At 62.6% G+C, this 18,680-nt stretch carries 14 protein-coding genes and 1 pseudogene; 7 read left to right on the top strand and 8 right to left on the bottom strand.

Going from position 1 to position 18,680, the window contains the following annotated elements; genetic code table 11:
* Positions 1-3: 3 nt before the first annotated feature.
* The 6 genes from nuoK to PSH91_RS10150 all read left to right on the top strand — a co-directional run bounded on the left by nuoK (position 4) and on the right by PSH91_RS10150 (position 7,117).
* Positions 4-312, top strand: coding sequence for an NADH-quinone oxidoreductase subunit NuoK (gene nuoK / locus PSH91_RS10175; RefSeq protein WP_044463936.1), 309 nt, complete (start codon positions 4-6; stop codon positions 310-312).
* Positions 309-2,162, top strand: coding sequence for an NADH-quinone oxidoreductase subunit L (gene nuoL / locus PSH91_RS10170; protein ID WP_305468099.1), 1,854 nt, complete (start codon positions 309-311; stop codon positions 2,160-2,162). The genes nuoK and nuoL overlap by 4 nt, the downstream gene beginning before the upstream one ends.
* 39 nt (positions 2,163-2,201) lie before the next feature.
* Entirely contained in the window at positions 2,202-3,734 is a 1,533-nt protein-coding gene (gene nuoM / locus PSH91_RS10165) for an NADH-quinone oxidoreductase subunit M (RefSeq protein WP_047227741.1), read from the top strand.
* A gap of 7 nt (positions 3,735-3,741) precedes the next feature.
* Positions 3,742-5,205: an NADH-quinone oxidoreductase subunit NuoN gene (gene nuoN, locus PSH91_RS10160; protein WP_047227742.1), complete on the top strand. Its 1,464-nt coding sequence runs from the start codon at positions 3,742-3,744 to the stop codon at positions 5,203-5,205.
* Between the two features lie 130 nt (positions 5,206-5,335).
* Complete coding sequence (locus tag PSH91_RS10155; RefSeq protein ID WP_305468096.1) at positions 5,336-6,439, top strand: NAD(P)/FAD-dependent oxidoreductase; 1,104 nt, start codon at positions 5,336-5,338, stop codon at positions 6,437-6,439.
* A gap of 201 nt (positions 6,440-6,640) precedes the next feature.
* Positions 6,641-7,117, top strand: coding sequence for a hemerythrin domain-containing protein (locus tag PSH91_RS10150; RefSeq protein WP_160892945.1), 477 nt, complete (start codon positions 6,641-6,643; stop codon positions 7,115-7,117).
* 55 nt (positions 7,118-7,172) lie between these two features.
* Here the strand turns inward: PSH91_RS10150 and PSH91_RS10145 are convergent, their stop codons facing one another.
* The 7 genes from PSH91_RS10145 to PSH91_RS10115 form a co-directional block, all read right to left on the bottom strand.
* Positions 7,173-8,051 (bottom strand): LysR family transcriptional regulator, encoded by an 879-nt coding sequence (locus PSH91_RS10145; RefSeq protein WP_274091162.1) that lies wholly within the window; start codon positions 8,049-8,051, stop codon positions 7,173-7,175.
* A gap of 250 nt (positions 8,052-8,301) precedes the next feature.
* Entirely contained in the window at positions 8,302-8,937 is a 636-nt protein-coding gene (ycaC, locus tag PSH91_RS10140; protein ID WP_281459371.1) for an isochorismate family cysteine hydrolase YcaC, read from the bottom strand.
* A 146-nt stretch (positions 8,938-9,083) separates the two neighbouring features.
* Positions 9,084-10,922 (bottom strand): amidohydrolase, encoded by a 1,839-nt coding sequence (locus PSH91_RS10135; RefSeq protein ID WP_047229368.1) that lies wholly within the window; start codon positions 10,920-10,922, stop codon positions 9,084-9,086.
* Between the two features lie 129 nt (positions 10,923-11,051).
* Positions 11,052-11,678, bottom strand: coding sequence for an antibiotic biosynthesis monooxygenase (locus tag PSH91_RS10130; RefSeq protein WP_047229367.1), 627 nt, complete (start codon positions 11,676-11,678; stop codon positions 11,052-11,054).
* Entirely contained in the window at positions 11,671-12,084 is a 414-nt protein-coding gene (locus tag PSH91_RS10125) for a DoxX family protein (protein ID WP_139050656.1), read from the bottom strand. Before PSH91_RS10125 ends, PSH91_RS10130 begins: the two co-directional genes overlap by 8 nt.
* Positions 12,081-13,028 (bottom strand): LysR family transcriptional regulator, encoded by a 948-nt coding sequence (locus tag PSH91_RS10120; protein ID WP_173407113.1) that lies wholly within the window; start codon positions 13,026-13,028, stop codon positions 12,081-12,083. The genes PSH91_RS10125 and PSH91_RS10120 overlap by 4 nt, the downstream gene beginning before the upstream one ends.
* A gap of 132 nt (positions 13,029-13,160) precedes the next feature.
* Positions 13,161-13,982 carry an alpha/beta fold hydrolase gene (locus PSH91_RS10115; RefSeq protein WP_305468092.1) on the bottom strand — a complete coding sequence of 274 codons (822 nt, stop codon included), beginning with the start codon at positions 13,980-13,982 and terminating at the stop codon, positions 13,161-13,163.
* 381 nt (positions 13,983-14,363) lie between these two features.
* On the opposite strand from PSH91_RS10115, the pseudogene PSH91_RS10110 reads away from it, so the two are divergent.
* A pseudogene (locus tag PSH91_RS10110) lies at positions 14,364-17,173 on the top strand (winged helix-turn-helix domain-containing protein).
* Here PSH91_RS10110 and PSH91_RS10105 read toward each other — a convergent pair.
* The gene (locus PSH91_RS10105) at positions 17,120-18,598 is read right to left on the bottom strand and encodes a winged helix-turn-helix domain-containing protein (RefSeq protein ID WP_305468090.1); all 1,479 of its coding nucleotides are present in this window, start codon (positions 18,596-18,598) and stop codon (positions 17,120-17,122) included. The pseudogene PSH91_RS10110 and the gene PSH91_RS10105 overlap by 54 nt on opposite strands.
* Positions 18,599-18,680 lie beyond the last annotated feature (82 nt).

Raw genomic sequence — 18,680 nt, 5'->3', positions numbered from 1 at the left:
CACATGCCTGCTATCCCTCTCGAGCATGGTCTGGCGGTTGCCGGCATCCTGTTCTGCCTCGGTCTGGTCGGCCTGATGGTCCGCCGCAACATTCTGTTCGTGCTGATGAGCCTGGAGGTCATGATGAATGCCTCCGCCCTGGCCTTCATCGTCGCGGGCGCTCGCTGGGCGCAGCCGGATGGACAAGTCATGTTCATCCTGGTGATCAGCCTGGCAGCCGCTGAGGCCAGTATCGGCCTGGCGATTCTGTTGCAGCTGTATCGCCGCTTCCACACTCTCGATATCGACGCTGCCAGCGAGATGCGCGGATGAACCTACTCTTTCTGACTTTCGTATTTCCCCTCATCGGTTTCCTGCTGCTGTCGTTCTCTCGTGGACGCTGGTCGGAAAACCTTTCGGCGCTGGTTGGCGTGGGGTCCATCGGCCTGTCTGCCATCGTCACGGCCTACGTGATCTGGCAGTTCAACGTCGCCCCGCCTGAAGGTGGCGCGTACGTGCAGGTGCTGTGGCAGTGGATGGCGGTGGAAGGCTTCACGCCGAACTTCGCCCTGTACCTGGATGGCCTGTCGGTGACCATGCTGGGCGTGGTGGTCGGCGTGGGTTTCCTGATCCACCTGTTCGCCTCCTGGTACATGCGCGGCGAAGTCGGTTACTCGCGCTTCTTCGCCTACACCAACCTGTTCATCGCCAGCATGCTGTTCCTGGTGCTCGGCGATAACCTGCTGTTCCTGTACTTCGGCTGGGAAGGCGTGGGCCTGTGCTCGTACCTGTTGATCGGTTTCTACTACAGCAACCGCAACAACGGTAACGCGGCGCTCAAGGCGTTCATCGTGACCCGGATCGGCGACGTGTTCATGGCCATCGGCCTGTTCATCCTGTTCCAGCAACTGGGCACCCTGAACATCCAGGAGCTGCTGGTACGTGCTCCGCAGCACTTCCAGGCCGGCGACTTCTGGATCGTCCTGGCGACCCTGATGCTGCTGGGCGGCGCTGTCGGTAAATCCGCGCAACTGCCGTTGCAGACCTGGCTGGCGGATGCGATGGCTGGCCCTACCCCGGTTTCGGCACTGATCCACGCCGCAACCATGGTGACCGCCGGTGTCTACCTGATCGCCCGTACCCACGGCCTGTTCGCCCTGGCGCCAGACATCCTGCACCTGGTCGGCATCGTCGGCGGCGTGACATTGGTGCTGGCCGGTTTCGCAGCCCTGGTCCAGACCGACATCAAGCGTATCCTCGCCTACTCGACCATGAGCCAGATCGGCTACATGTTCCTGGCCCTGGGCGTCGGCGCCTGGGAAGGCGCGATCTTCCACCTGATGACCCACGCCTTCTTCAAGGCGCTGCTGTTCCTTGCTTCCGGTGCGGTGATCGTTGCCTGCCACCACGAGCAGAACATCTTCAAGATGGGCGGCCTGTGGAAGAAACTGCCACTGGCCTACGCCAGCTTCATCGTCGGCGGCGCGGCCCTGGCGGCCCTGCCACTGGTCACCGCCGGTTTCTACTCCAAGGACGAGATCCTCTGGGAAGCGTTCGCCAGCGGTAACCAGGGTCTGCTCTATGCCGGCCTGGTGGGTGCGTTCATGACCTCGCTGTACACCTTCCGCCTGATCTTCATCGCGTTCCACGGTGAAGCCAAGACCGAAGCCCACGCTGGCCACGGCATTGCCCACTGGCTGCCACTGTCGGTGCTGATCGTGCTGTCGACCTTCGTCGGCGCAATGATCACGCCACCGCTGGCCGATGTACTGCCGCAAAGCGTCGGCCATGCCGGCGGCGACGCCAAGCACAGCCTGGAAATCGCTTCGGGCGCCATTGCCCTGGCCGGTATCCTGCTGGCCGCCCTGCTGTTCCTGGGCAAGCGTCGCTTCGTCACGGCGATCGCCAACAGCGGCATCGGGCGATTCCTTTCGGCCTGGTGGTTCGCTGCCTGGGGCTTCGACTGGATCTACGACAAACTGTTCGTCAAGCCATACCTTGCGATCAGCCACATTCTGCGCAAAGACCCGCTCGACCAGACCATTGGCCTGATCCCGCGCATGGCCAAGGGCGGCCACACTGCCCTGAGCCGTACCGAGACCGGTCAACTGCGTTGGTATGCGGCTTCCATGGCGGCTGGCGCCGTGCTGGTTATCGGCGCCATCGTGCTGGTAGCGGTCTGATATGAACCTTGCGAACTTGCGAAAGGAAACGAGCCCGTCATGATTCTGCCCTGGCTAATCCTGATCCCCTTCATCGGCGGCCTGCTGTGCTGGATGGCGGAGCGTTCAAGCTCCACCCTCCCGCGCTGGATTGCGCTGCTGACCATGTCCCTGGAACTCGCACTCGGCCTCTGGCTCTGGGCGACCGGCGACTATTCATTTGCTCCGGCCCCTGGCGCCGATCCAACCTGGGCGCTTGAGTTCAAGCACATCTGGATCGAACGCTTCGGTATCAGCGTGCACCTGGCCCTCGACGGCCTGTCGCTGCTGATGATCCTGCTGACCGGCCTGCTGGGTATCCTCTCGGTCCTGTGCTCCTGGAAAGAGATCCAGCGTCACGTCGGTTTCTTCCACCTGAACCTGATGTGGATCCTGGGCGGTGTCGTCGGCGTGTTCCTGGCGCTGGACCTGTTCATGTTCTTCTTCTTCTGGGAAATGATGCTGGTGCCGATGTACTTCCTCATCGCGCTCTGGGGTCACAGTTCTTCGGACGGCAAGAAAACCCGGATCTACGCGGCAACCAAGTTCTTCATCTTCACCCAGGCTTCCGGCTTGATCATGCTGGTGGCGATCCTTGGCCTGGTGCTGGTCAACTTCAACAACACCGGCGTGATTACCTTCAACTACGCCGACCTGTTGAAAGTGCAGATGTCGCGCACCACCGAGTATGTGCTGATGCTGGGCTTCTTCATCGCTTTCGCGGTGAAGCTGCCGGTGGTGCCGTTCCACTCCTGGCTGCCGGACGCCCACGCCCAGGCACCGACCGCCGGTTCCGTGGACCTGGCCGGTATCCTGCTCAAGACCGCCGCCTACGGCCTGCTGCGCTTCGCCCTGCCGCTGTTCCCCAATGCCTCGGCCGAGTTCGCGCCGATTGCCATGACCCTGGGTCTGATCGGGATTTTCTACGGTGCGTTCCTGGCGTTCGCCCAGACCGACATCAAGCGCCTGATCGCCTTCTCCAGTGTTTCGCACATGGGCTTTGTGCTGATCGGGATCTACTCCGGCAGCCAGTTGGCCCTGCAAGGCGCGGTGATCCAGATGCTGGCCCACGGCCTGTCGGCTGCGGCACTGTTTATCCTCAGCGGCCAGTTGTACGAGCGTCTGCACACTCGGGACATGCGTGAGATGGGCGGTATCTGGTCGCGCATCGCTTACCTGCCGGCCATCAGTCTGTTCTTCGCCGCGGCGTCCCTGGGCCTGCCGGGCACCGGTAACTTCGTCGGCGAGTTCCTGATCCTGATCGGCTCGTTCGTCAGCGCTCCGTGGATCACCGCCATCGCCACCTCTGGCCTGGTGTTCGGTTCGGTCTACTCGCTGATCATGATCCACCGCGCCTACTTCGGCCCGACCAAGTCGGATGAAGTGCTGCGCGGCATGGACGGTCGCGAACTGATCATGGTGCTCGGCCTTGCGGTGCTGCTGGTTTACCTCGGCGTCTACCCGCAACCGTTCCTCGACACCTCTGCCGCCACGATGCATGGCGTGCAGCAGTGGCTCGGCACCGCCTTCTCTCAACTCGCTTCGGCCCGGTAAGAGCGCTATGGAATTCACGATTCAACACTTTATCGCGCTTGCGCCGCTGTTGATCACCAGCGCCACGATCATCGTGGTGATGCTGGCGATCGCCTGGCGGCGCAATCACTCACAGACCTTCCTGCTGTCGGTGGCGGGGCTGAACCTGGCCCTACTGTCGATTTTGCCGGCCCTGAAAGTCGCGCCGCTGGCGGTCACCCCGCTGTTGCAGATCGACAGCTTCGCCTGCCTGTACATGGCGCTGATCCTGGTCGCCACCCTCGCCTGCGTCACCCTCGCCCACGCCTACCTCGGCGATGGCGGTACGGGTTACCCGGGCAACCGTGAAGAACTGTACCTGCTGATCCTGATGGCCGCCGCCGGTGGCCTGGTCCTGGTCAGCGCGCAGCACCTGGCCAGCCTGTTCATCGGTCTGGAGCTGCTGTCGGTGCCGGTCTACGGTCTGGTGGCCTATGCCTTCTTCAACAAACGCTCCCTGGAAGCCGGCATCAAGTACATGGTGCTGTCGGCCGCCGGTTCCGCGTTCCTGTTGTTCGGCATGGCCCTGCTCTACGCCGAAGCCGGTACCCTGAGCTTCGTCGGCATCGGTCAGGCCCTGGCGGCCACCGGCCTGCCTAGCCCGATCGCGCAACTGGGCCTGGGCATGATGCTGATCGGCCTGGCGTTCAAGCTGTCGCTGGTGCCTTTCCACCTCTGGACCCCGGACGTCTACGAAGGCGCCCCGGCACCGGTGGCGGCGTTCCTGGCCACCGCGTCGAAAGTCGCAGTGTTCGCGGTGATGGTGCGGTTGTTCCAGATCTCGCCAGTGGCCAGCAGCGGTGTGCTGAGTGACGTGCTGACCATCATTGCCATCGCGTCGATTCTGTTCGGTAACCTGCTGGCGCTGACCCAGAGCAACCTCAAGCGTCTGCTGGGTTACTCGTCCATCGCCCACTTCGGTTACCTGCTGATCGCGCTGATCGCCAGCAAGGGCCTGGCGGTAGAAGCCATCGGCGTGTACCTGGTCACCTACGTGATCACCAGCCTCGGCGCGTTCGGCGTGATCACCCTGATGTCCTCGCCGTACAACGGCCGTGACGCCGACGCACTGTACGAATACCGCGGCCTGTTCTGGCGCCGTCCGTACCTGACCGCCGTGCTGACCGTGATGATGCTGTCCCTGGCCGGCATCCCGCTGACCGCCGGCTTCATCGGCAAGTTCTACATCATCGCCACCGGCGTCGAGGCTCACCAATGGTGGCTGGTCGGCTCCCTGGTGCTGGGCAGTGCCATCGGCGTGTTCTACTACCTGCGCGTCATGGTCACCCTGTACCTGATGGAACCGAACCTGCGTCGCCACGATGCCGAGTTGCACTGGGAACAGAAGGCAGGCGGCGTGATGCTGCTGGCTATCGCCGTACTGGCGTTCTTCCTCGGTGTGTACCCGCAGCCGTTGCTGACCCTGGTTCAGCAGGCCGGCCTGACGGGTTGATCACCCGAACGCTGTAGCATCAAAAAATGCCCGTATCGCTTGATACGGGCATTTTTTTTTGGGCTGTAGAAGTCGCCTACCTCGGGCTATCCTGAGGCGCTTGAACATACGACTCCAAGAGGGAAAGGCTTTGGGCATGGACATCGATTGCGTGGTGGTGGGCGCGGGCGTGGTCGGGCTCGCCGTGGCTCGGGAACTGGCCCAGGCCGGTCACGAAGTGCTGTTGATCGAAGCCGGCGAAGCCATCGGCATGGGCACCAGCTCGCGCAATTCCGAAGTCATCCATGCCGGCATTTATTACCCTCCGGGGAGCCTCAAGGCGCAACTGTGCGTCGAAGGTCGCCAACAGTTGTACGCGTATTGCGCGAGTCATGGGGTCGCGACCCACAGGCTTGGCAAATTGATCGTTGCCAAGGATCAGCTTCAGGTGGAGGGGCTCAAGGCCTTGCTTGAGCGAGGATTGAAGAACGGAGTCGACGACCTGCGTCTGCTCGATCAGCAGCAGGCGCTGAAGCTGGAGCCCGCTCTGGCCTGCGTCGCCGCGCTGTATTCGCCTTCCACCGGTATCGTCGACGCGCACGCACTGATGCTGGCCTTGCAGGGGGATGCCGAAGCGGCCGGTGCCGACATCGTATTCCACACGCCCTTGCTGGGGGCACGGACCATCACCGGAGGTTTCATGCTGGAGCTGGGTGGTACGGCGCAGATGAGCGTGTCCTGCCGCCGACTGATCAACGCCGCCGGCCTCCAGGCGCCCGCCCTCGCCCGCCGTATCGAAGGCTTGGCGCCGCACTCGGTGCCCCGCGATTATCTGTGCAAGGGCAACTACTTCAGCCTGACTGGACGCGCGCCTTTTCGACATCTGATCTACCCCGCTCCGGAAGCTGCCGGCTTGGGCATTCACATGACCCTGGACCTGGCGGGCCAGGCCCGATTCGGCCCGGACACCGAGTGGCTCGAGCGCGAGGACTACCGCGTGGACCCGGCCCGGGCCGAGGCCTTCTACCCGGCGATTCGCAATTATTGGCCTGGCTTGCCGGACCAAAGCCTGCAACCGGGCTATAGCGGCATCCGCCCGAAAATTTCCGGCCCCGACGAGCCGGCCCGGGACTTCCTCATCAGCAGCCCCGCCGAGCATCAGGTCCCGGGGCTGATCAATCTGTTCGGGATCGAATCGCCAGGGCTGACCTCCTGCTTGGCGCTCGCCGGGCGGGTGCGGCAACTGATCGTCTAGCGGTGGGGGCAGCGCAAAGTGCAATGCATTTTTCCATGCCCTCATGCAGGCTGCACGACCCGCAAAAAACAGACTGATATAACCTGCTGTTTTAAAACGAGTTTATATAAATCATTGGCTGGCACGACTGATGCAATTTCCCTGTAACGCGGCGTTGGCGCTTGAAGCCGGCCCGCATCCGTGAATTGCCAGGAGCTACATATGAACGCCATCGACCTGTTGAAAGCCGACCATGAACGCGTCAAGGCCATCCTTGCCCAGCTGAGCGAATCAACCAGCCGGGGCATCAAGAAACGCACCGACCTGTTGGCGAAGCTGGAAATGGAAATCTCCATTCATACCCGACTGGAAGAAGAGATTCTCTATCCGGCCTACAAGCAGGCCGGCGGCAAGGAGCAGGCCGAGATGTACTACGAGGCCAAGGAAGAGCACCGCACCGTCGACTCGCTGGTGCTGCCGGACCTGAAGAACACCGACCCGTCCACCCCAGAATTTGCCGGCCGGGTGAAAGTGGTCAAAGAGTTGCTTGAGCACCATATCGAAGAAGAGGAAACCGAGATGTTCCCTCAAGCCAAAAAGCTGCTGGGCAAAGCGACGCTGGAGTCGTTGGGCGAGCAGATGGAAGCCATGAAGGCGCAGTACAAAAAAGAAATGAGCAGCTCCAGCATGGCCGCTTGATCAGGCGCTGCCGATGCGTTCAGCCGTTTGCCACGGCTGAACGCAGCCGGGCAGCTCACTGCATCTGTTCTCGCAAGAACTCCAACAGCGCCTGCACCGGGCGCGAACTTTGCCGATGTTGCGGATAGACCGCCGACAGCGCCAAGGCCTCTGTCTCGAAGCCTTCGAGCACCTTGATCAATCGACCGTCCTTCAATGCCTCTCCGACAATGAACGTCGGCAGATACGTGATGCCCATGCCCGCGATAGCCGCGTCCCTGAGTAAATCGCCGTTATTGGCACGCATGCGTCCGGCGACCTCCAGGGTCAGCGGTTTGCTGCGTCCACCGAACCGCCATTGCACCTGACGGCTATGCCCATAGGGCAGGCAATCGTGATTGCGTAGGTCTTCGGGCCGTTCGGGCGTGCCGCGTTGCGCCAGGTAGGCGGGGCTGGCGCAGTACACTCGCTCGATGGTCGCGATACGCCGGGCGATCAACGTCGAATCCTCCAGCACGCCAATGCGCAGCGCGATGTCGTAGCCTTCCCCCAGCAGGTCAACCGAGCGATCACTCAAATCCACTTCGACACTCACCTCTTGGTGGCGCTGCAAGAACAGCGGTAACAGGCTGCCCAGGTGCGCGACCGCGAACGAAAGTGGTGCGCTAAGACGAATGGTGCCGCGAGGCTCGCTGGTCTGGCCGCTGATGCCCTGCTCCACCTGTTCGACTTCATTGAGCAGGCGCAGCGCTGCTTCGTAATAGCGCTGGCCCAGCGGTGTCACATCCAGCCGTCGTGTCGAGCGATTGAGCAAACGCACGCCCAGTCGTTGCTCCAGTTCCATGAGCTTGCGGCTGACGAACTGCTTGGACAGCCCGAGCTTTTCCGCCGCCGCGGTGAAACTGCCCGACTCCATGACCTGGGCAAAAATGCGCATTTCTTCGAAGGGATTCATTGTCATTCCAGGGTGGACAGTCGGGATGTTCTGGTGGGTATTGTGGATAGGGTGAGACAGGTTGCATAGAGGGTGAAGGTGTAGCCGTCATCGCGAGCAAGCTTTGCTCCCACAAGGATCTTGCGGTCACCCTGAATAAATGTGGGAGCGAGCCTGCTCGCGATGACGGCCGATCAGCTTGCCTAAAAGTGGATGCCATGCACAAAAACGCCCGCACAAGGCGGGCGTCATCCAGCAGCAACCACTCAGCTTACTTGGCGGTCAGCGCCGAATAGCTGTTCATCAGGTTGCGGTAGTTGGGAATACGCTGGGACAGCAGATTGCCCAGGCCTTCGATGTCGTTGCGCCAGTCGCGGTGCAGCTCACAGGCCACCGAGAACCAGTTCATCATCTGCGCGCCGGCAGCCGTCATGCGCACCCAGGCCGCCTGTTGCACGGTTTCGTTGAACGTACCCGAAGCGTCGGTGACGACAAACACTTCGAAACCTTCGGCCAATGCCGACAGCGTCGGGAATGCCACGCAGACGTCGGTTACCACGCCAGCGATGATCAGTTGCTTGCGACCGGTGGCCTTGATCGCCTTGACGAAGTCTTCATTGTCCCAGGCGTTGATCTGGCCTGGGCGCGGGATGTACGGCGCGTCCGGGAACATTTCCTTGAGCTCTGGCACGATCGGGCCGTTAGGGCCTTGTTCGAAGCTGGTGGTCAGGATGGTTGGCAGCCCGAAGAATTTCGCCAGATCAGCCAGGGCCAGCACGTTGTTCTTGAACTCGTTGGGCGAGAAGTCCTGGACCAGGGAAATCAGACCCGTCTGGTGATCGACCAGCAGAACGACTGCGTCGTCCTTGTTCAGGCGATTGTAAGCGTAAGCAGGAACGTTGCTCATGGGATGACTCCTTTGGATGGATGTATTGAAAAACAATGTGGGAGCGAGCCTGCTCGCGATGACGGTATGTCAGCTTGCGGCGACGTCGGATTTGCCGACACCTTCGCGAGCAAGCTCGCTCCCACAGGAGAAAATCGGTGTGTCAGTCAGAAGGCAAAGCAGGAGCAGCCAAACGCGCCCCAGAAGCCCTGAAAATCGCTGACTGGAACGTTCGACAGCCGCGCCCGTTCATGGCTATGGGCGTGCACCGTGCACGGGCCGCTGCACTGGTGGACTTGCGCCTGCAACGGTGAAGTCGGACGCCAGTGGCCGGGCACCTTGACCACCGGCGACCAGTCCGGGAGTACCGGCACGCTGGCGGGGCCGAGTTTTTCGAAGTCGCCGGCGCCGTACACCACCTTGCCGTCGACCACTGTCAGCACCGACTCGATCCACTTGATGGCCTCTTCCTCGACGCTGAAGAAATCCGCGCTCAGTGCCGCCAGGTCCGCCAGTTGGCCAACCTTGATCTGGCCTTTCTTGCCCTGCTCCGAGGAGAACCAGGCGCTGCCATGGGTGAACAGTTCCAGCGCCGTCAGGCGCGGCAGGCCTTCTTCGTGCAACGAGAGGCCACCGACGGTGCGGCCGCTGACCATCCAGTACAGCGAGGTCCAGGGGTTGTAGCTCGACACCCGAGTAGCGTCGGTACCAGCCCCCACCGGCACGCCTTCGGCCAGCATGCGCTTGATCGGTGGCGTGGCCTCGGCGGCCTTGGCACCGTAGCGGTCGACGAAATATTCACCCTGGAAGGCCATGCGGTCCTGGATCGCGATACCGCCGCCCAGCGCTCGCACGCGTTCGATGTTCTTCGGTGTGATGGTCTCGGCGTGGTCGAAGAACCACGGCAGGCCGTTGAACGGAATGTCGCGGTTGACCTTCTCGAACACATCGAGCATGCGGCTGATGGATTCGTCATAGGTGGCATGCAGGCGGAACGGCCAGCGTTGCTCCACCAGGTGCCGAACCACCGGCTCCAGATCTTGCTCCATGCCCGGTGGCAGGTCCGGACGCGGTTCGAGGAAGTCTTCAAAATCCGCTGCCGAAAACACCAACATCTCACCGGCGCCGTTGTGCCGCAGGAAGTCATCGCCCTGGTGCAACTTGACGCTGCCGGTCCAGTTCTTGAAGTCGGTGAGTTCTTCCTTGGGTTTCTGGGTGAACAGGTTGTAAGCGATGCGCACCGTCAACTGCTGCTCGCGCGCCAGTTGCTCGATCACCGCGTAATCATCCGGGTAATTCTGGAAGCCGCCGCCGGCATCGATGGCGCTGGTCAGGCCCAGGCGATTGAGTTCACGCATGAACTGGCGCGTGGAGTTGACCTGATACTCCAAAGGCAGCTTCGGCCCCTTGGCCAAAGTCGAGTAAAGGATCATTGCGTTGGGCCGCGCCACCAGCATGCCGGTGGGTTCGCCCTTGCTGTCGCGCACGATCTCGCCGCCCGGCGGGTTTGGCGTATCGCGGGTGTAGCCAGCCACTCGTAGCGCCGCGCGGTTGAGCAAGGCACGGTCATACAGGTGCAAGACGAATACCGGGGTGTCCGGGGCTGCCTGGTTGAGTTCTTCCAGAGTCGGCATGCGTTTTTCGGCAAACTGGAATTCGTTCCAGCCGCCCACCACCCGCACCCATTGCGGCGTCGGCGTGCGATCGGCCTGGTCCTTGAGCATGCGCAAGGCATCGGCCAGGGACGGCACGCCTTCCCAGCGCAGTTCCAGGTTGTAGTTCAGGCCACCACGGATCAGGTGCAAGTGCGAGTCGTTGAGCCCGGGAATGACGGTGCGGCCCTTGAGATCGATAACCTGGGTGCCGCTGCCGCGCAGGGCCATGGCCTCGGCGTCGGTCCCTACCGCGACGAAGCGCCCCTGGCTGATGGCGACCGCACTGGCGCGGGGTTTCTCACGGTCGACGGTATGGAACTGGCCATTGAATAGAATCAGATCGGCGTTCATCGGACTTCCTTTGGCGATAAATGTGCAGGTGAATCAATCGGTGGTGGCATTTAGAAGGGGGCTGCTCCGCAGCCAGCGGGGCTAAATCCCCTCGCCACAACAGTGTTTGTCACAACAGCTCGGCGCTGCTTAGGGCTCCAGGTGTTCGTGGGTTTGAGAGGCTTCTAGCCACGGCGCGAACAGGCGGGTGGCCAGCGGCATGCACACGTACACCACCGACAGCACGATGGTCAGGGTGATCAGGAATGTGGCGACTACGTAGTTGGAAAGAAATGCGTGAAGTTGCAGCACAGGCCCCCAGATCAGCGGTACCAGCAAGGTGTGGGGCAGGATGACCAACAGCGTCACCACCGCCTGTTTCCAGCGTGGCGGAGGAATGGCGGCATCGGCCAGCGGGGCGAACCAGAACTCCTTGTGGGGGGCGACTTCGGTCTGGTCGCCATCAGCCAGCAGCGGCGCGGCCTCTTCCACCAGCTCGCGGCGCTGGGGCGAATCCAGCCAGCGTTGCATCGCCTCGGTGGAGCAGAAACGCAGCACGCAGGTAAACAGCGACAACCCGCCCAGCTTGCCCCGCACCACATCCACACCCAAGTGCCCAGGCCACTGACCAGCCACCCGCACGGTGCGGCGCAACCAGGCCTCATAAGCCGCGTCCTGGCCGGACTTGATCCGGTGCTTGATCACCAGGGTGACGATTTCGTCGAAGCCGGGTTTTGCAGGGCCGCTGGTGGATTCAACGGTTTGAGGTTCAGACATGACGTAGCACTCCAACAAAACGCGTGTTCATCGCCAGGCGCCCAGGCCCGGCAATCAACACGCTGGTAAATACAATCAGCAGCAGCCAGCCGAACTGCCCTTCTTCCAGGGTCCACTGCGGGTGTACCACCACAAGTGCGACGGCCAGCAGAAACAGGATGGGCACGCACGCCAGACGCACGAGGACCCCGGCCATGATCAACAGGGGGCAAAGCACTTCGGCGAAAATCGCCAGCATCAGGGTGGGCGCGGCGCCCAGGTGAAACGGATCCTCGATGCGCGTCAGCTCAACGCTGTAATGCAACAGCTTGGGCAGACCGTGGACCCACAGTAAAAACAGCCCACCGCTCAGGCGCAGAAACAGCAAACCCAGATCCTGCAGGGAACGTTCGTGCACGTTGCTCATCGCTGCACTCCATCCAGATCCGCATAGGCGGCGGCCGGCAACGCTTGAGACATGTGGGTGGCAATGCGCGAGCGCAGCCAGCGCTCGGCCGGATCGTTGTCATGCACACCGCTCCAAACCATCGACAACTCGGCGGCATTGATCTGAAACGGCGGATCCTCAGCGCGCAACGCGCAGCCTTCCACCAGCGCGCAGGCGGCGTAGTCAGGCACGGTGGCGATCAGTTCGGTGCCTGCCAGCAAGGCTCGCAGACCGCTGAACTGCGGCACCGCCAACACCACTTTGCGCGTTCGACCAATGCGGGCCAGGTCCAGGTCGATGTTGCCGCTCAGGTCGCCCGAAAACGAAACCATGGCATGGGGCCGCGCGCAGTATTCGTCCAGGGTCAGCGGCCCAGGGCGCTGGTCGCCGCGCAAGACCTTGCAGGGAATGTCGCGCAATTTCTTGCGCTTGGCATTGGCCGGCAGGTCGGTGGTGTAACTCACGCCGACGCTGATTTCACCACTGGCCAGCAGCGACGACATCAGCAGAAAATTGGCCCGGCGCACCACCACAATGATGCCGGGTGCTTCTTCGCGCAGTTGACTGAGCAAGGGTGGAAACAGGCCGAATTCGGCATCGTCGGACAAACCGATGCGGAATACGTCGCAACTGGTGGATGGATCGAAAGCCTTGGCCCGGCTGACCGCGCCCGAGATCGTGTCCATGGCCGGCTGCAGTTCCTGCAGGATCGCCAGGGCCCGCGGCGTCGGCTCCATGCCGCGACCGTTGCGGATCAGCAGCGGATCGTCAAACAGATCCCGCAGCCGTCCCAGTGCAGCGCTTACCGCCGGCTGGCCCATGAACAGCTTTTCGGCGACACGGGTCAGGTTCTTCTCGAACATCAGCGCCTCGAAGATCACCAGCAGGTTCATGTCGAGGCGGCGTAAATCATTGCGGTTCATGGGTGTTGTTCCTGTTGAATACCGGTCCTGTGGGAGCGAGCCTGCTCGCGAATGTGGTAACACAGTCGACATAAGTGCCAGCTGACCCACCGCTTTCGCGAGCAGGCTCGCTCCCACAGGCTTGCGGCTTGGTCAACCCTGGATAAACGCCAGCAGGTCCGCGTTCAGGCGGTCCTTGTGGGTATCGGTCAGGCCATGCGGCGCGCCGGGGTAGATCAGCAACTGCGAGTTCTTGAGCAACTTGGCGGCGGCGATACCGGCGGTTTCGATGGGGACCACCTGATCATCATCGCCATGCACCACCAGGGTCGGCACATCGATATTGCGAAGGTCTTCGGACAGATCCGTCTCCGAGAACGCCTTGATGCAGTCGTAGGTGTTCTTGTGACCGGCGAGCATGCCCTGCATCCAGAACCAGTCGATCATGCCCTGGGAGACCTTGGCGCCCGGCCGGTTGGCACCGAAGAACGAACTGGCCACCTCTTTGTATAGCTGAGATCGGTCAGCCAGGGAGGCCTGGCGGAAACCGTCGAACACCTGCACGGGCAAGCCACCCGGGTTGGCCGGGGTCTTGAGCATCAACGGGGTCACCGCCGAAATCAGCCCGAGCTTGGCGACGCGGGCGGCACCATGACGACCCATGTAGCGGGCGACTTCGCCACCGCCGGTGGAGAAGCCCAGCAGCACCGCTTCCTTGAGGTCCAGCCGCTCGATCAGCTCGGCCAGGTCATCGGCATAGGTGTCCATGTCGTTGCCGTCCCAAGGCTGGCTGGAGCGCCCGTGCCCGCGGCGGTCATGGGCGATCACGCGGTAACCGTTGGACGCCAGGAACATCATCTGCGCCTCCCAACTGTCCGAGTTCAACGGCCAGCCGTGGCTGAAGACCACCGGTTGACCACTGCCCCAATCCTTGTAGTAGATCTCGGTGCCGTCGCGGGTGATGAAGGTGCTCATGACGTGACTCCTTGAGGTGGGTGGATTGCTCAATGGTCCGGTCAGAGGGGGCATTTGCGTGAGTTAAACGTTGTTAATTTTTTGGAACCGGCGTGTTAAGCCGCGATGAGGACTGCTTTTTTTGTGGCGAGGGGATTTATCCCCGCTGGACTGCAAAGCAGTCCCGAGACTGACACCTGGGTGTGTCAGATTCATGGGGGATTGGGCTTTTGGGGCCGCTTCGCGACCCAGCGGGGATAAATCCCCTCGCCACAAGGTTCTAGCAACCAGAGGGTTGTGTGTTTGCCAGTGAGAAGGCCCTTCACCGTTGCGCTTGAAACAAAACCTGAGGAATATGCTCGGGAAAAGCCCCTGCACCGGGACCAGAACATTGAGAGCAACATGAGCCAATACCTCAACCTGCCTGTCGAACAGACGGTGCATTTCGGCCCTTACCGCGTCCATCCTCGCCAGCGGCTGGTGCTGGAGGCCGGGCAGCCGTTGCGCCTGGGACGCCGGGCAGTGGAGATCCTGCGGTATTGCTCGAACACGCTGGAAACGTGGTGAGCAAGCACGAACTGATGGCCCGTGTCTGGCCCAAGAGCGTGGTGGAAGACACCAACCTGCGGGTGCACGTGGCGGCGCTGCGCAAGGCCCTGGGAGACGGCCAGTCCGGGCAGCGTTACATCATCACTGTGGCGCAGCGCGGTTACAGTTTCGTCGCACCGGTGTCCCTGGAGCCGGTCGAGCAACTGGCGCGCATCCCGCACCCTTCCCTGGCCCACAACCTGCCGCCGCGCCGCACCCGGCTGATCGGACGCCAGGGCCTGGTGGAAAACCTGGTGGCCCAGCTGCCGAGAAAACGTTTCATCACCCTGGTGGGGGCCGGCGGGATCGGCAAGACCACCGTCGCCTTGCGTGTCGCTGAGCGGTTGATCGGTCACTACCGCGACGGTGCCTACCTGCTGGACCTGGCGTCGCTCAACGATCCGTGCATGATTGCCCCAAACCTGTGTGCGCTGCTGGACCTGCCACTGCATGAAGGCGACCCGCTGGATGCCATCACCCGGCGACTCAAAGAGCGACACCTGCTGCTGGTCATCGATAACTGCGAGCACCTGATCGATGCCATCGCCCAGCTCAGTGAAACCCTGCTGCGCGGTGCGCCTCACTTGCACATCCTGGCCACCAGCCGCGAAGGCCTGCGGGCCGAAGGTGAGCACGTGCAGCATCTGGATTCCCTGGCGTTCCCACCCCGGGAGATGCCCATCAAGGGGTATCCGGCCCTGGAGTTCCCGGCGCTGCAGTTGTTCGCCGAACGGGCAATGGCCAGTCATGACAGCTTCGAGCTGACGGATCAGGACATACCGCTGGTGGTCGACATCTGCCGTCGGCTGGACGGTATCCCCCTGGCCATCGAACTGGCCGCCGGTCAGATCGGGGTATTCGGACTGGAGGCCCTTCACCGGCAACTGCAAGACAGCGTCGCCCTGCTCCACAACGACACCAATGTCGCCGCACCACGCCAGCAAACCCTGCGGGCCACGCTGGACTGGAGTTTTGCGCTGCTTACCGACTGCGAGCAAACCTGCCTGCGACGGCTGGCGGTGTTCATGGGCAGCTTCAATCTGGCGTCGGCCGCAGCGGTGATCGTGGGTCAACATATCGCGCCGGACCAGGTGCTGATGTCGGTCAGCCAGCTGGTCGCCAAATCGCTGCTCAACGTCGAGGTCGGCGATGAAGAGGTGCGTTATCGCCTGCTGGACACGACCCGCAGCTATGCCCTGGAAAAACTGACTGAAGCCGGGGAACTGGCTGCCAGCCACCAGCGTCACGCCGAGCGCTGCCTGACGCTGATGGAGCATGCCGAAAAAGACTGGGAAACGACCCCCACGCGGCAGTGGATCGCCCGCTACGCCCTCTATCGCGACGACATCCGTGCCGCGCTCGACCGGGGGCTGGGCCCGCAGGGGTCGCACGCGGTAGCGATCCGCCTGACTGCCCGCACCCTGCCCCTCTGGCAGGAGTTGTCGCTGCTCAGGGAGCACGGGCTTTACGTGAGCAAGGCGCGGGCGTTATTGCGCCACAGCCCCGTGCCGTGCCCACGACTGACCCTGGCCCTGGAACTGGCCCATGCCAGTTTCAATTACCATACCCAAGGCGGCACGCCTGCCACTGTCGAAGCCTTCATCACGGCCCGGGGCCTGGCGCAACAATGCCAGGACCTGGCTGGCGAGCTGCGAGCCGTGTCGGGGCTCATGACCGTCAACCTCAGCTGCGGCAACTACCAAGAGGCGCTGGAGCAAAGCCTGGATTTCGACCGACTGGGCATGCACGGCGACCCGACCCTGTCCTTGAGCACCCAACGCCTGCGGGTGCTGGCGCAGCATTTCACCGGCGACCAGACGGCCGCCCGGCGTGATGCCGAACAAGTGATCCAGCGCCTGGCCCAGAGCGGCCACCTCAGCCGTTTCTCCCACGGCTTCGGCGTGCAATACGATCAGAGCGTGGCGGCACTGACCGTGCTGGCGCGCATTCTCTGGCTGCAAGGCTTTGCCGAAAAAGCCCGGCGCACCGCCGATCTTGCGCTGCAGATTGCCTTGCAGATCAACCACGGCATCTCGATCTGCTACACCCTGGCGCTGAGCGGTTGTGTGATTGCGCACTACAACGGCGATCATTCACGCGCCCGGGAAAGGCTCGAACTGTTGAAGCACCAGGCGAAAAAACATTCGGTCATGCTGTTCCATGACTGGGCCAGCCACTATGCCCGCGCTTTCGATGACGAAACCCTGGAAGCGAGTTCGACCAACGCCGGACTGATCCAGGACATCGTTGTCACCCTGCGCATCGATTGCGTCAACCAGGCACAGGTCGAACGCGCCCGCAACGGTGCGGCAGGCTGGTGTTCGGCGGAGATCCTGCGGGCCGATGCCGAAGCCCTGCTGGCGCAAAACGACCCCGCCCTTGAGCGCTGCGCCGAAGAGCAACTGCTGAGCGCCCTGACGGTGGCCCGGCGGCAAAATGCCTTGGCTTGGGAATTGCGCAGCGCCATGTCCCTGGCCCGGCTGTGGCAACGCCGGGGCATGGACCATGCCGCCCAGGATCTGCTCGGGCCGGTCTATCGTCGTTTCAGCGAAGGGTTCGACACCCCCGACCTACAGCAAGCTGGCGCGCTCCTGCAAAAACTGGCCCGACGGCTGGGGCCTTGAACGACGCACCTCCCAAGCTTCTTGCAACGCGTGGCGCCGACTGAAAACAGCCCACTGACCACTGCGCCGCAATTTTTCCAGGGCATAGGCGCGAGTGGTGTGGAGCAAGTGGAACCGAACCCCGTCCACGCGCTGCTCGACCATGACCAGCGATTGGTTCGCCAGCCGTGACAGCAGACCAGGCAATTGCCCGGCTTCCAGCTCGGCACAACTGATGACGGCCAGCGCAGCCTTGAGCGTAAACGGCCCATCGAACACGGCCAGGCGCTGGAACACCGCTTGCTCATCGTCACTCAAACGCTCGAAACTCCAATCCAGCATGGCCTCCAGGCTTCGATGGCGCGCCACAGCCGTGCGGCGCCCATGGTTCAAGAGTGACAGCCCACAATCCAACTGTTCCAAGACCCCCGCCACGCCCAACACACCCACCTGGGCCGCTGCCAGTTCCAGCGCCAGCGGTAACCCGTCCAGGCGTTGGCATATCTGGACAATCACCGCCAGCTCGCGGTCATTGGGCTCGAAACCCTGCTGCCGGGCAGCGACCTGATCGATCAACAACTGCACCGCCGGACACGCCAATATCTGGTGCGCCGGCTCACGGGGCGAGGCCACTGTCAGCCCCAGCAGTTGTACGACGCGCTCATCCGTCAGATTCAAGGGCTCGCGGCTGCTGAACAACAGCGAGACCTGCGGAGCCGATGCGCCCAACGCCCGGGCCAGGTCCCGGCAGGCGTCGAGCAGATGGTCGCCGCCATCGAGCACCAGCAAAACCCGCCAGGATTTCAGTTGCTGGCCCAAGGCGCCATGTCCCAGGCCCAGGGTGCGGGAAACCTGCCTCGTCACCTGCGACGGGTCGCTGATGGCGGACAGGTCCACAAACCAGGCACCGTGGTCAAAGTGTTCCAGCAACAGTTCGGCCACCCGCAGCACCACGGTGGTCTTGCCGACCCCACCCGGTCCGGTCACGGTGGTCAGGCGCTGACGGGGCACCTCGCTGAGCAACCGGCCCAGCACTTTGTCGCGACCGATCACCGGGCTCAGGCGCGCGGGCAGGTTGTGGCGCTCGATCGGCTGCTCGACGTCAGCATCCACGACCACGGGCGCGGCAAAGCAATAGCCCTGCCGGGGATGATTGAGGATGTAGCGCGCCCCCTGCGCCGCGTCACCGAAAGCCCGCCGCAGAGCCGCGATGTGCACCCGCAGGTTGATGTCTTCCACCACGCTGTCAGGCCAGACGCGCGCGATAAGCGCTTGCTTGCTGACGAAGTGACCGGCGTTCTCCAGCAACACTTGAAGAATGTCCAGGGCGCGACCGCCCAATACCAGGGGCTCGCCGTCACGCGTGACAAGTCGCTGCTGGCGATAAAAGCTAAACGGGCCGAAGCACACCGCCGGCTCGGTGTCGGGTCTGGCGAAACTGTTCATGGGCGATCCAGCGCCGGATAACCATCGCGGGCATGACACTACGGCGATCCGAACGCGTCTGCCCTGGCTCCTGCGCATCCTT

Source organism: Pseudomonas sp. FP1154 (genome assembly GCF_030687245.1).
Lineage (GTDB): Bacteria > Pseudomonadota > Gammaproteobacteria > Pseudomonadales > Pseudomonadaceae > Aquipseudomonas > Aquipseudomonas rhizophila.
The sequence above is the reverse complement of the archived record's forward strand: the minus strand, read 5'-3'. Positions and strand labels throughout refer to the sequence as shown.

What these genes read in the sequence shown, in the direction of transcription:
- nuoK (WP_044463936.1), top strand. Translation starts at nt 4, where the DNA reads ATGCCTGCTATCCCTCTCGAGCATGGTCTGGCGGTTGCCGGCATCCTG.
- nuoL (WP_305468099.1), top strand. Translation starts at nt 309, where the DNA reads ATGAACCTACTCTTTCTGACTTTCGTATTTCCCCTCATCGGTTTCCTG.
- nuoM (WP_047227741.1), top strand. Translation starts at nt 2,202, where the DNA reads ATGATTCTGCCCTGGCTAATCCTGATCCCCTTCATCGGCGGCCTGCTG.
- nuoN (WP_047227742.1), top strand. Translation starts at nt 3,742, where the DNA reads ATGGAATTCACGATTCAACACTTTATCGCGCTTGCGCCGCTGTTGATC.
- PSH91_RS10150 (WP_160892945.1), top strand. Translation starts at nt 6,641, where the DNA reads ATGAACGCCATCGACCTGTTGAAAGCCGACCATGAACGCGTCAAGGCC.
- PSH91_RS10145 (WP_274091162.1), bottom strand. Translation starts at nt 8,051, where the DNA reads ATGAATCCCTTCGAAGAAATGCGCATTTTTGCCCAGGTCATGGAGTCG.
- ycaC (WP_281459371.1), bottom strand. Translation starts at nt 8,937, where the DNA reads ATGAGCAACGTTCCTGCTTACGCTTACAATCGCCTGAACAAGGACGAC.
- PSH91_RS10135 (WP_047229368.1), bottom strand. Translation starts at nt 10,922, where the DNA reads ATGAACGCCGATCTGATTCTATTCAATGGCCAGTTCCATACCGTCGAC.
- PSH91_RS10130 (WP_047229367.1), bottom strand. Translation starts at nt 11,678, where the DNA reads ATGTCTGAACCTCAAACCGTTGAATCCACCAGCGGCCCTGCAAAACCC.
- PSH91_RS10125 (WP_139050656.1), bottom strand. Translation starts at nt 12,084, where the DNA reads ATGAGCAACGTGCACGAACGTTCCCTGCAGGATCTGGGTTTGCTGTTT.
- PSH91_RS10120 (WP_173407113.1), bottom strand. Translation starts at nt 13,028, where the DNA reads ATGAACCGCAATGATTTACGCCGCCTCGACATGAACCTGCTGGTGATC.
- PSH91_RS10115 (WP_305468092.1), bottom strand. Translation starts at nt 13,982, where the DNA reads ATGAGCACCTTCATCACCCGCGACGGCACCGAGATCTACTACAAGGAT.
- PSH91_RS10105 (WP_305468090.1), bottom strand. Translation starts at nt 18,598, where the DNA reads ATGAACAGTTTCGCCAGACCCGACACCGAGCCGGCGGTGTGCTTCGGC.